The organism is Maribacter arcticus, assembly GCF_900167935.1.
Lineage (GTDB): Bacteria > Bacteroidota > Bacteroidia > Flavobacteriales > Flavobacteriaceae > Maribacter > Maribacter arcticus.
Map to the genome: position 1 here is coordinate 143,459 of NZ_FUYL01000002.1, position 13,194 is coordinate 156,652.

Annotated in this window: 12 protein-coding genes; 6 read left to right on the forward strand and 6 right to left on the reverse strand. The window is 36.7% G+C overall.

Annotation, left to right across the window (positions count from 1 at the left end):
- Nucleotides 1-37: 37 nt before the first annotated feature.
- From ald to B5X55_RS03415, 3 genes are all read right to left on the reverse strand, one after another.
- Complete coding sequence (gene ald, locus B5X55_RS03405; protein WP_079511206.1) at nucleotides 38-1,138, reverse strand: alanine dehydrogenase; 1,101 nt, start codon at nucleotides 1,136-1,138, stop codon at nucleotides 38-40.
- Between the two features lie 141 nt (nucleotides 1,139-1,279).
- The gene (locus tag B5X55_RS03410) at nucleotides 1,280-1,534 is read right to left on the reverse strand and encodes an SWEET family sugar transporter (RefSeq protein ID WP_079511207.1); all 255 of its coding nucleotides are present in this window, start codon (nucleotides 1,532-1,534) and stop codon (nucleotides 1,280-1,282) included.
- Between the two features lie 207 nt (nucleotides 1,535-1,741).
- A complete protein-coding gene (locus B5X55_RS03415; protein ID WP_079511208.1) occupies nucleotides 1,742-4,720 on the reverse strand; it encodes a leucine--tRNA ligase in 2,979 nt (992 codons plus the stop codon).
- 146 nt (nucleotides 4,721-4,866) lie between these two features.
- Here B5X55_RS03415 and B5X55_RS03420 point away from each other — a divergent pair, with 146 nt between their 5' ends.
- From B5X55_RS03420 to B5X55_RS03445, 6 genes are all read left to right on the forward strand, one after another.
- Nucleotides 4,867-6,735, forward strand: a complete 1,869-nt coding sequence (locus tag B5X55_RS03420) for a T9SS type B sorting domain-containing protein (RefSeq protein ID WP_079511209.1) — start codon at nucleotides 4,867-4,869, stop codon at nucleotides 6,733-6,735.
- A 65-nt stretch (nucleotides 6,736-6,800) separates the two neighbouring features.
- The gene (locus B5X55_RS03425) at nucleotides 6,801-7,679 is read left to right on the forward strand and encodes a cell division protein FtsX (protein WP_079511210.1); all 879 of its coding nucleotides are present in this window, start codon (nucleotides 6,801-6,803) and stop codon (nucleotides 7,677-7,679) included.
- Between the two features lie 9 nt (nucleotides 7,680-7,688).
- Complete coding sequence (locus B5X55_RS03430) at nucleotides 7,689-7,952, forward strand: DUF3098 domain-containing protein (protein ID WP_079511211.1); 264 nt, start codon at nucleotides 7,689-7,691, stop codon at nucleotides 7,950-7,952.
- Nucleotides 7,953-8,747 carry an undecaprenyl-diphosphate phosphatase gene (locus B5X55_RS03435; RefSeq protein WP_079511212.1) on the forward strand — a complete coding sequence of 265 codons (795 nt, stop codon included), beginning with the start codon at nucleotides 7,953-7,955 and terminating at the stop codon, nucleotides 8,745-8,747. It begins immediately after the preceding gene.
- Nucleotides 8,748-9,452 (forward strand): tRNA pseudouridine(55) synthase TruB, encoded by a 705-nt coding sequence (truB, locus tag B5X55_RS03440; RefSeq protein ID WP_079511213.1) that lies wholly within the window; start codon nucleotides 8,748-8,750, stop codon nucleotides 9,450-9,452.
- 65 nt (nucleotides 9,453-9,517) lie between these two features.
- Nucleotides 9,518-10,246, forward strand: coding sequence for a hypothetical protein (locus B5X55_RS03445; protein ID WP_079511214.1), 729 nt, complete (start codon nucleotides 9,518-9,520; stop codon nucleotides 10,244-10,246).
- On the opposite strand, the gene B5X55_RS03450 is transcribed toward B5X55_RS03445, so the two are convergent.
- The 3 genes from B5X55_RS03450 to B5X55_RS03460 all read right to left on the reverse strand — a co-directional run bounded on the left by B5X55_RS03450 (nucleotide 10,229) and on the right by B5X55_RS03460 (nucleotide 13,192).
- The gene (locus B5X55_RS03450; protein ID WP_079511215.1) at nucleotides 10,229-10,825 is read right to left on the reverse strand and encodes a thioredoxin family protein; all 597 of its coding nucleotides are present in this window, start codon (nucleotides 10,823-10,825) and stop codon (nucleotides 10,229-10,231) included. The genes B5X55_RS03445 and B5X55_RS03450 overlap by 18 nt on opposite strands.
- Nucleotides 10,826-10,898: 73 nt before the next feature.
- Nucleotides 10,899-11,768, reverse strand: coding sequence for a YitT family protein (locus B5X55_RS03455; RefSeq protein WP_079511216.1), 870 nt, complete (start codon nucleotides 11,766-11,768; stop codon nucleotides 10,899-10,901).
- 20 nt (nucleotides 11,769-11,788) lie between these two features.
- Nucleotides 11,789-13,192, reverse strand: a complete 1,404-nt coding sequence (locus B5X55_RS03460; RefSeq protein ID WP_079511217.1) for a TolC family protein — start codon at nucleotides 13,190-13,192, stop codon at nucleotides 11,789-11,791.
- Between the last annotated feature and the right edge of the window lie 2 nt (nucleotides 13,193-13,194).

The window sequence follows — 13,194 nt, forward strand, 5'->3', positions numbered from 1 at the left end:
GACTTTTCGGGGTATTTTATACTGACAAAATGTACGTTTATGCAATCACTTCTTCCCAACCGAAAGCTTCGATTATCTCTTGATAGAAGACCTCTCCCTTTACGATATTCAATCCTTTCTTTAATGACGCGTCTTTCTCACAAGCCGCTTCCCAACCTAGGTTCGCTAATTTTAGGGCGTAAGACAAGGTTACATTTGTCAATGCCATAGTTGATGTATAAGGTACAGCACCGGGCATATTAGCTACAGAGTAATGCACTACATCATCAATTATATAAATTGGATCTTCATGAGTTGTTGGTCTAGTAGTTTCTACACAACCACCTTGATCTACGGCAACATCGACTATCACCGTACCAGGGCGCATTTCTTTTAACATATCTCTGGTTATTAAATTTGGTGCCTTGGCTCCTTTTAACAATACACCACCGATAATTAAATCATGTGTTTTAATAAGCCTTCTAATATTAAACTCGTTAGAGAATTCGGTAACAACATGTGGAGGCATTACATCATTTACATAGCGTAAACGTTTCATATTAATATCCATAATGGTAACGTGAGCACCTAAACCTGCTGCCATTTTCGCAGCTTGTACACCAACAACACCAGCACCCAACACTAAAACTTTACCTGGCGCTACACCGGGTACACCACCTAAAAGTACTCCACGACCCTTAGCCGGCTTTTCCAAGTATTTTGCCCCTTGCTGTATGGCCATTCTACCTGCAACTTCAGACATAGGGGTTAAAAGCGGCAATGTACCCTCTTCATCTTCTACCGTTTCATACGCTATACAAACTGCTTTTTGTTTAATCATCGCTTTAGTCAATACTTCACTTGACGCAAAATGGAAATATGTAAACAGTATTTGCCCCTCTTGAATTAAATCATATTCTTCGGCGATAGGCTCCTTAACTTTTACAATCATTTCGCTCATGGCATAAACCTGGCCAATTGTATCTAATATAATAGCTCCTGCTTGTTGGTAATCTTGATTAAAAAAACCACTGCCTTCACCTGCTTCAGACTGAACATATACTTTGTGGTTGTTCTTTACCATTTCGAAAACTCCGGCTGGTGTCATACCTACCCTACTTTCATTGTTCTTAATTTCTTTTGGAATACCAACAATCATGATGTATCATTTTATGTTTCACTGCAAAATTGAAGCTAATTATGCAGATATCAAACTTAAAATCGATAAAAAGTAGGGGTTGATGGTCGAAAATATTGTTTATCAAAACACAACCCCCTATTTTTTATGGGGTATATAGTATTATTTGTATTCTATTTTCGTAATTACAATCAAAACTGATAGGGTAGCTGTAATAATATTAGCCGCAATTATAGGTAGACTATTAATATAAAAACCATAAACAATCCAAAGTAAAAGCCCCATTAAGAGTACTGTATACATTGATAAAGAAATATCTTTAACTGATTTGTTTTTCCATGTTTTATATACCTGAGGAACAAATGCCACTGTAGTTAAAGTAGCGGCAACCAATCCTAATATTTCTATGTTTTCCATCGAGTATCTTTTATTATTTCCTTGCGAGTTTAGCTAAGTCATCCGTTAATCAAGTGTTCCAAAGCTGCAGATTACTTTGTCGTGCCTTCTCGCGAAGACGACAATAATAAAAACGTCATTTCACGCGAGCGAAGCAATCTGTTTCATTCGTAAACCAAACCCTCAGACCAACTCGCTTCGCTAGTGATAGCGTAACTAAAAAGATGTTTAACCTACGATATTTACAATTTTGCCAGGAACCACAATCACCTTTTTAGGTTCGCGCCCTTGTAATTGTTGTTGTGTTTTTTCATTGGCCATTACCGCTGCTTCAATTTCATCTTTCGACAACTCTAAAGAAAGCTCCATGGTGAATTTCATTTTCCCATTAAAAGAAATAGGATACTCTTTACTGCTCTCTACTAAATACTTGCCTTCAAATTTTGGAAAAGGTGCCGTAGCGATAGATTCCGTATGACCTAATTTATGCCAAAGTTCTTCAGCAATGTGTGGTGCATACGGTGAAACTAAAATAGCCAAGGGTTCTAAAATTTGTCTGCTAACGCATTTCTGCGCAGAAAGCTCATTTACACAAATCATAAATGTAGATACCGATGTATTGAAACTGAAGTTTTCAATATCTTCCTCAACTTTCTTGATGGTCTTATGTAATGTTTTCCAAGATTCTTTTGAAGGCTCTTCTTCACTTACCATAAAGGAAGCATTTTCAGCTGTATGAAATTGTCTCCATAATTTCTTCAAGAAAGAATGTGTACCCGTAATACCAGCCGTATTCCAAGGTTTAGATTGCTCTAACGGACCTAAGAACATCTCATACAACCGCAAACTATCTGCACCGTACTCCTCACAAATAGCATCAGGATTAACAACGTTGTATTTAGATTTGGACATTTTTTCAACTTCGCGACTGACTTTAAAAGTACGATCATCTTCTGTGATGAATATTGCATCAGCATATTCTGACCTCCATTTTTTGAAACCTTCTATATCTAATTCATCCGAAGAATTAACAAGTGACACATCCGAATGTATTTTCGTAATAGATTTTGGGGAATCAGTAATTTTAATGATTCCTTTTTCATCCCGATTACCTTCATGCTTATCCATTATTCTAGCACGAATTACATCATAATTCTTTATTAAATCCTCAAGGAATAAAGATTCCTTTTCCATCCTTTGAGCAAGATTTGAGGAAACAAATACTGGAAATCTTAAAATCTCAGCATCACCATTAACAACATAATCCCATCGACAAACAAAAGCACTAGTCCCCGTAATCATCCCCTGATTAATAAGCTTCTTAGCAAATTCATCTTTAGGCACCAAGCCTTTATCAAACATGAATTTTTGCCAGAAACGAGAATACAATAAATGGCCCGTAGCATGCTCACTACCGCCAATATATAAATCTACATCTTGCCAATAATTGATGGCTTTCTGTGAAAATATTTCTTCGCTATTCTCAGGGTCCATGTATCTATTAAAATACTGCGAACTCCCTGCCCAACCTGGCATTGTATTCAACTCTAATGGGAATACCGTGCTATTATTTATCTCGCTGTTGTGCACTACTTTATTAGTTAAAATATCCCATGCCCATACTTCAGCATTCCCTAATGGTGGCTCACCGGTTTCGGTCGGTAAATATTTTTCAACTTCAGGAAGCTTAATAGGTAAATGCTCAGCTTCTATCATTTGCGGCATTCCATCTATATAATACACCGGGAAAGGTTCTCCCCAATACCGTTGTCTACTAAAAACAGCATCACGTAATCGGTAGTTAATCTTCCCTTCACCTTGCCCTAATTTTTCCAATTCGAAAATGGCACGTTTCACCGCTTTCTTGTACGGCAAGCCATTTAGAAAATCTGAATTCGCAATCACCGTTTTGTCTTTATCAGCATAGGCTTCTTCAGAAATATCAATGCCTTCAAAAATATTCGGAATCGGAATATTAAAGTGTTTTGCAAAATCATAGTCACGCTGATCCCCACATGGTACGGACATCACAGCTCCTGTACCATAGCCTGCCAATACATAATCACCAATCCAAATGGGAACTGGTTCTTTTGTAAACGGATGTTCTGCATAAGCACCAGTAAAAGCACCTGTAATAGTTTTTACATCGGCCATACGGTCACGCTCAGAGCGTTTTGCAGTGGCTTGAATATAATTCTCTACAGCTTCTTTTTGTTCGGCAGTTGTTATTTTAGATACCAATTCGTGCTCTGGCGCCAAGGTCATAAACGAAACTCCGAAAATAGTATCAGGCCTGGTTGTGAATACATCAACAACGGCATCATGTCCATTTACTTTGAATACAGCAGACGCTCCTTCGCTTCTACCAATCCAATTAGTCTGTGAATCTTTTAAAGGTTGTGGCCAATCAATTTTAGCTAACCCATCTAACAAACGTTGTGCATAAGCAGAAATTCGCATGCTCCACTGGGTCATCTTTTTACGAATAACCGGGTGACCGCCACGTTCTGAAACGCCGTTGCCTATTTCGTCATTTGCCAACACCGTACCCAATGCCGGACACCAGTTTACTTCAGTATCCGCCAAATATGTCAGTCTATATTGTAATAAAATCTCTTGTTTTTTAACCGCTGAAAAAACCTTCCACTCATCGGCTGAAAAAGCTTCAATAGCATCATCACAAACTGCATTTACGGTAGTATTTCCATCTGTATTAAAAATACAAATAAGCGACGCTATATCTTCCGCCTTATCAACATCTTTATTATACCACGAATTAAAGATTTGGATAAAAATCCACTGTGTCCATTTGTAATATTCAGGACTAGAAGTACGCACTTCTCTGCTCCAATCGAACGAAAAACCTAATTGGTCTAATTGCCTTCTATAGGTCTTAATATTCGATGCCGTAGTTACCGCAGGATGCTGACCTGTTTGTATCGCGTATTGCTCTGCTGGGAGCCCGAAAGAATCATACCCTTGCGGATGCAGCACATTAAACCCTTTGTGCCTTTTATACCGCGCGTAAATATCACTAGCAATATAACCCAATGGGTGCCCAACATGCAGCCCTGCTCCTGAAGGGTAAGGGAACATATCCAACACATAGAATTTCTCTTTATCAGAGTTATTTTCTGCTTTGAACGTTTGGTTTTCTGCCCAGTACTTTTGCCATTTGGCCTCAATTTCGTTGAAATTGTATTGCATGATAGTTGCTTCTTTGCGATAAGGAGCAAAAATAGGTTGAATCGTTGAGAGTTAAAAAAATATTGATGATTAACGGGTTTTGGTTTCGATAACCCCAAAATGATAAGCCTCTTATCTAAAATTGGTATCTTAGGATCGTGAAAATTATGCATCCCAAATCATTCTACTTTTACCTACTCCTACTTTGTATTGGTTCTACAGAACTGTCTGCGCAACTAGGTTTTTGTGGAGGTAACTCTGGTGACCCAATTTTTACTGAAGATTTTGGCTCAGGAAACACAGACGGACCTGCTTTACCAGCAGGTACAACTACATACACATTCACTACCGGAACACCAAATGACGGCTCTTACACTATTTCAAGTACCACTAACTACTTCGGTTGGAAAAATATTCAAGATCACACCCCTGGTGATACCAATGGCAAATCTTTTATTGTAAATGCAAGTTTTACCGCAGGTGAGTTTTACCAAAGACAAGTTGAAGATTTATGCGAAAATACCTCTTATGAATTTTCATCATGGCTCATTAACCTACAAGATGCAGGTGGTTGTGAAGGCAATAGTATTCCCGTTAATGTACGTTTTCAAATCTGGGACGAAACTGACACCATTCTACTTGCTCAAGGAGACACGAATAGTATTTTCGCGAGCTCAGGTGCCGAATGGGAACAATATGCATTGGTTTTCAAGACCGAACCTGGCCAAACGTCTGTAATTCTCAAGATGAGAAACAATAGTAATGGCGGGTGTGGAAATGACCTGGCCATTGATGATATTGTTTTTAAATCATGCGGTGACAATGTCACCGTTTCAACCAATACCAATGAAACAAGCTTAGTCGTTTGTGACAATCAAGGCAGCGTTTCTAGAACCTTAACCGCAACGCCAGATTTTTCTATTTTCAGTACCCACGCATATCAATGGCAACAAAGTACCGACCAACAAGTTTGGACCGATATAGCCAATGAAACCACTAGCACACTTTCTACACCTGCAATAACTACCACCTCATATTTCAGAGTCAAAATAGCCGAAGACCCAATTAATGTAAACAAAGATTTATGCAACGTAGTTTCCGATGTTTTTGACATCATTGTTTTACCCATCCCGAATACGCCTTTAAGTAGTGGAGATATTACTATTTGCGAAGGTGAAGTCGGTATACTATCAGCTTCAACAGAAAGCTCATATACCGTAAACTGGTTTGATGCCCCAACAGATGGCAATTTACTTTTAGAAGCAAACAACAATTTTGAAACTTCCATTGCAGGCACCTACTATGCAGCAGCGAATTCACCAGAAATAGAATGTGCTTCGCTTTCAAGAACAGCTATTACATTGACTGTAAACCTGCCGCCTTCTGTGGAAGATGAGTCACTTGAATTTTGCGAAGACACTACCATGATTCTTAATGCAGATTTAAACAATGTCTCTTATGAATGGAGTACGGGTGCAACGACAAAAGAAATTACCGTTGGCGAACCAGGCACATATACTGTACTTTTAACTGATGTAAATGGTTGCTCTGCTACAAAAACAATAGAATTGGAACAAATAGATATACCTCGTATCGACACTATTATATCCGACGGGCCATCTATAATCGTTTCAACAAGCAATGATGGAGATTTTGAGTTTTCTTTGGATGGGTTTAATTTTCAAACCAGTTCAATCTTTGAAGCAGTAGAAGGCGGACTTTACACCATTTATGTTCAAGATACATCTGATTGTGGCGTTGTTACTCAATCTTTTTTTCATCTGGTAATACCCAAGTTTTTTACTCCGAATGGCGATAGTGTAAACGACGTTTATGAACCTGAAGGATTAGAGGTCTTCAACAATGTAGAGTTTTCCATTTTTAACCGATACGGAAAGCTACTCAAATTCGGAAACTCAAATTCTTCTTCATGGGATGGTTCTTTTCAAGGAAACCAAATGCCAGAAGATGATTATTGGTTTGTAATTAAGGCAGACACCACACAATTTAAAGGGCACTTTAGCCTTAAAAGATAACGGGATAAAATTTTAAGCCCCATTTAACTTTACTTTGCTATTTTTACTGCACTTTTAAGTGCTATATGGCGAACTCTTTCGAAAATTATCAAAGACGCAAACTCATCTCCTCCTATTTTTCTGTGGTGCTAAGTATTGCATTGGTCTTATTTCTATTAGGAATTTTAGGATTATTGGTGTTGAATACCAAAAAAATGGCCGACCGGTCTAAAGAACAAATTACGATTTCAGTCTTTTTAAAGGAAAACACCAAAGAAATAGAAATAGAACAGTTACAAAAGACACTAGCGATGTCTGAATATACCAAGTCATCTACCTATGTTTCTAAAGAAGAGGCAGCCAAGCAACATAGCGAGGAAATAGGGGAAGATTTCGTAGATTATTTAGGATATAATCCGCTTAAAAACTCCATTGACGTAAAATTGAATGCAGATTTTGTTACTGCAGAAAAGGTTGAAGAAATCGCCTCCACACTCTCAGAAAAAGGCTTTGTTGACGAAGTAAGTTACGACAAGGTATTAGTTAGCATGGTTGCTAAAAGTGTAGAAACCATTGGTTTTTGGATTTTAGTTGCAAGTGCCATATTTACTTTTATTGCCGTTTTACTGATTAACAGCTCTATTCGACTTTCAATATACTCCAAACGATTTATTATTAAAACCATGCAAATGGTAGGAGCTACCAAAACCTTTATTAGAAGACCATTTATATGGCAGAACATTAAATTGGGAATGATTGGCGCAGCAATAGCACTATTAGCTATTGGCGGCGTGGTTTATTACGTAAACACTAATTTTCAAGATTTAGGGTTGTTTGATGAGCCTTATATTCTTGTAATCTTATTTGTTAGTGTTTTTCTTTTAGGCATACTTATTTCGTTCATAAGCACCTATTTTGCGACCCAACGTTTTCTAAATCTTAGAACCGACGAATTATATTATTAAATTTGCGCCATGAGTAAAAACAATAAAGTAGAACAGCAAACCAAGCAAGAGTTTATTTTTCAGAAGAAGAATTATACTTTCATGTTCGTAGGTCTTGCCTTTATCGCCTTAGGTTTCATATTAATGAGCGGTGGCGGTAGTGACGACCCTAATGTTTTTAACCCAGAAATTTACAACTTTAGAAGAATTCGATTAGCTCCTACATTGGTACTAATTGGGCTAGGAATTGAAATCTATGCCATTTTATTAAACCCACACAAAAAGAAAGCATAATTGAATATACTTGAAGCAATAGTGCTTGCCATCATTGAGGGCATTACTGAATATTTACCGGTATCGTCAACTGGTCACATGATTATAACTTCCTCGTTTTTCGGTATTGCACAGGAAGATTTTACCAAACTTTTCACAATAGTGATTCAATTGGGTACTATTTTATCTGTAGTAGTACTTTATTTCAAACGCTTTTTTCAAAGCATCGATTTTTATTTAAAATTATTGGTAGCTTTTATTCCTGCAGTAATTTTGGGATTATTGTTAAGTGATTTTATTGACTCCTTACTTGAAAATCCTATTACCGTAGCGGTGTCTCTCGTAATTGGCGGTTTTATTCTTCTAAAAGTTGACGACTGGTTTACCTATGGTGAAGAAGATGAGGTAAAAATAATTTCTTACAGTACAGCATTAAAAATTGGTTTTTTTCAATGTTTAGCGATGATACCAGGCGTTTCTAGAAGTGGTGCAAGTATTGTTGGCGGTATGTCACAAAAGCTTTCTAGAACAACAGCAGCTGAATTTTCGTTTTTCTTAGCGGTACCTACTATGTTAGGTGCAACTTTAAAAAAGAGCTACGATTACTATAAAGCTGGTTTCACTTTAACCAATGACCAAGTAAACTTACTTATCATTGGTAATGTTGTTGGTTTTTTAGTAGCACTATTGGCCATAAAGACCTTTATTGGCTACCTAAGCAAACATGGTTTTAAGATGTTCGGTTATTACAGGATCATTATTGGTTTTATTATTCTTGCAATACACTTTTTCATACAACCCTTAACCGTTATTTAAGTGACCGAAGATGATTTCCTTAACGGCCAGGTACTATTAATTGACAAGCCCTTGGGTTGGTCATCTTTTCAAGCAGTGAATAAATTAAAATGGGCGATTAGAAAGAAGTTCAGCTTAAAGAAATTTAAAATTGGCCATGCAGGAACTCTAGACCCATTGGCTACTGGGTTGTTAGTGATTTGCACAGGTAAATTCACTAAGAAAATTACAGAGTATCAAGGTCAAGAAAAAGAATACACAGGCGTATTTACTTTAGGCGCTACTACGCCCTCATATGACCTAGAAACAGAAATTAACGAAACATTTTCAACGGATCATATCACTCCAAATTTAATTCAGAAAACTACCGCTCAATTTATTGGTGAAATAGAACAAGTGCCACCAGTTTTTTCTGCTTTAAAAAAAGATGGAAAGCGATTATATGAATTCGCACGTGAAGGTAAAGCCGTAGATATTCCGAAAAGAAAAGTTTCAGTAAGTGCTTTTGAAATCACTAAAGTCGACAATCTAAATATTCACTTTAGAATTGCTTGCAGCAAGGGCACTTATATACGTTCTATTGCCAATGATTTTGGAGAAGCCCTTAATTCTGGAGCACATTTAACATCGCTAAGAAGAACCAAAATAGGTGATTTTAACGTAGATATAGCTGAAGACCCTTTGGTCTTTGCAGATACTTTACTAGGGCCTCAAGTAAACGAATAGGGAAACAAAAGTTTACGTTATATCGATCCCCTAAAATATTTTAGTATTATTAAGGTTATATAACCATGAATCTGAATCGACAACAATTATCATTACTCATCACCTTCTTTAGCATGTCTATTGTGGTGTTGGTAATGTATAGTATTCATTTGGGTGGTGAAGAAGTGACCGAAGATGATTATGTGGTTGAGATGGTAATGGATACTGAAATTTTGGAAGAAATTTTAGAGGAAGAAAAAGCCAAAGAAGACCAGGCTAAAGCCGACCCTATTAAAAGTCATTTAGCATTCAACGAAACTGCCAAACCCAGTTATGGTAATCCTGAGCCGTTACAAACCTTAGAGGAATTGATGGAGGAACGTAGTGAAATGAGCGATGGTGATCCTTCAGAAAATGAGATTTCTGACACAGGGTATGCTGAAAGAGTGAAAGCCTTGGCAAAAAAGAGAGAAGAAAAAAAACAACTTTTAGGAGAAAAAGAAGCTCAAAAGAAAGAGTTTACTAATAATCTTGCGGCTAGAAGAACGTCTGTATCCTATTCTTTGGTAGACAGAAATAACTACAAATTACCACCACCAATCTACACATGCATTGAAGGTGGCAAGGTCGTTATCAATATTGAAGTGAATGCTTTAGGCTATGTGACAGAAGCCGATTTCAATGAAAAAAGTTCTGGTACTTCTAATGGGTGTCTTGTTGAGAATGCCATTGCCTATGCTCTTAAAGCAAGATTTAATTCTTCTGAAAAGGAGTCTCAAAAAGGTACTATTACGTACTTATTTCAAGGGAAGTAAACGTAGTAAATCTTCTAACACACTTTGCCCTTTATCTTTATTATAAAACATCTGTAGGTCTTGCTTAAATTCTGGACTAAGTTTACCGTGCTCTTTTTTATAAGCCTCAACTAATTGAGTGGCATCAACTGATCTCGGACCCCACGTTGCTAAAACAACATCTTCTTCGCCAATTGAAATTAGTTTTGGGATAGACATAGAACCATTCGTGAGAAACTGATTCATAACGTCCAAATTCTCATCTCTAAGAATGAGAGATAATGAGATATTGGGGTTTAATTCTGTTATTTTATACATAACAGGTATTGCCGGAGCAGCATCACCACACCAACTTTCAGTTAGCACTACCCATTTAATTTTTTGTTTTATAGATTTTATTTTCGCAACAGCCTCGTCGCTAAATTTTAAGGTTTTGTCCCACCTTCGCATGCGACTATTGTTTAAATGGGTATACTGAGCCAACTCTTCTGATTGCACAGGGCCTGTTGATTCTCCCTTTTCTGACAAATTAGAGACTAATTTTTTATATTCAAGATAAGTATAACTATTCTCTAAACTTTGCTCAATCACTTTATCCATTAATCTTACTACTTCTGGTTATTTATACTAAACGAACCCATTAGTAGTATAAATATAAAAATACTTACAAAGATCACTTCTTTATCATACCACCACGGGTATCATTAATTTTACCCATTACCACAAAAGCTTTTGAGTCTATTTTATTAATTTCAATATTAAGACGACGAATTTCTAGACGAGTTATCACTGTATATATCACATCATATTCTCTATGTGAACCCTGTTTACCATACCCGCCTTTAGCCTGATATATGGTTAATCCACGACCTAGTTTGTCGACAATCATACGCCTTATTTCTTCGCTAGAGTCTGATATTATGGTTACCCCTGTATATTCTTCAATACCTTCAATAACAAAATCTAATGTTTTGGATGCAGATAAATAAGTCAGCATAGAATACAAAGCTGTTTCTAAAGACAACATATATGCCGCTGCTGAAAAAACTAAAATATTCACTAATATTATGATATCGCCAATGGTAGTACCCAATTTACGACTTAGATAAATTGCCAAAACTTCAGTTCCATCAAGCACACTACCTCCTCTAACCGACAATCCTATTCCTGCACCAAGAAAGAAACCACCAAATACAGATACTAAAAGTTTGTCTTGGGTTACCTCAGGAAAATTCACAAATGCCAGAACCAAGGCGAGACCTAAAATCGCCAAACCAGTTTTCAAAGCAAATATTTTTCCTATCACCTTATATCCTAAAAACACAAAAGGAATATTCACTAAGATTATTAATATGTACAAAGGTATATCTGCAGTTTCGGCAATCAACAGAGAAATACCAGTAGCACCACCATCAATAAAGCTATTAGGAAATAAAAAACTTTCTAAACCAAAAGCAGCAGCAAAAATACCTGTTACAATAAAAAAAGTATCCTTAGCGAGTAACCTATAGTCTACTTGCTCAATTACCTTATTTGGTGGCATAAATTATTTTCTTTGATTATTTACAAATTCTGCGGATTGACAGCCAAACTATTGAACAGCTTCGCCTTAGCGGTAAAATATTTGTTCTCTACTTGATTTTGCTTTAAAACAGCATCTATCAATTTACTTTCCCTGGAATTAATTAAGAAAAGAGAACTTTCTCCGAAGCTAAATTTTCTCTCCTCAGCAGCTAATAAAGCAGCATATCCAGACACAATTTCATCAATCAATACATTCTGATTTTCGAAAGAATCCAATTCATTATAAATGGCTACTATTTTATTCTGAATCTGAACCTCTGCATTATCTAATTCAAATTCTGCATCTCTCAATTTCAATTTCGCCAATTTCAAATCTCCTCGTTCTTTTCGTAAAAAAAGTGGTAATTCAAAATTCAATCCGCCTTTATAGTTCTGTGTTTCAAAAGAATCAAAACTATCTGGAGAATCACTAATGAAATTATACTCTACATCTATTCTAGGCAATAACTTATTGGTCTTTAGACGTTTGTCTACAACCAAGCCATCTATTTTATATCCTAATGATTTTAACTTAGGATGGTTTTCGAGAGAAAAACTATCTAACGGTTTGCCTAATATCTCTAATGATTGGTCAATCTCAGTATCTAATGACAAATCTGGTATTACTTGAGGTTGTAATTCCATAGGAATATTGTCACCCATCCATAGATAGTTAGAAAGTTCTAACCGAGCATTTTGCAAAGACACTTTAGCCTGTTCCATTTCTAATGCTCTATTCTGTACCGCTATCTTCGCTTCTACCGTGTCAATTGCCGCAACTTCACCTGCCGCAGCACTGCGACCAACACCCTTAAGCCTTACTTTCGCATTTTTCAAAAAATCATTAAAAACCTGACTATTGCGATATGCTTGCAACCAATTAAAATATGCTAAAGAAGCATCGAACAATATTTGATTTATTAATAGATCCCTATCGGCATTAGATTGTTCTCTAAAGAATTTAGCCTTTTTAACGGTGGCCATTCTATCATTCATCCAAGAACCACGGCCTAATGAAAGTGAAACACCAGCACTATACAGCCCGTCAACAGGCACATTGCGCTCGGCATTGACATATTCACCCGAGTATTGCTCAAAGTTTCCTTTAAACTCAATACCATACCATGTTGGTATTTTAAAAGTTGTATTGAGTAAATCGTAATATTCTGTTCCCTTGAATTCTTTGGTGGAATAATCGACTGCCACTTTTGGGTCAAAACCCCCTCTTGCTTTCATAAGATTCGCTTGACCCACGCTCAAAACCATCTCAGCTTGTTTAGCTATAGGGTGGTACTTTTTCACATACCCCAAATATTCCCTAAAATTCAATTGAATAGAATCTGTGTTTTGAGCATTGGCTAGTAAGCCAACAAAAAAATAAAACAGAAAAATAATTTTTCTCATCT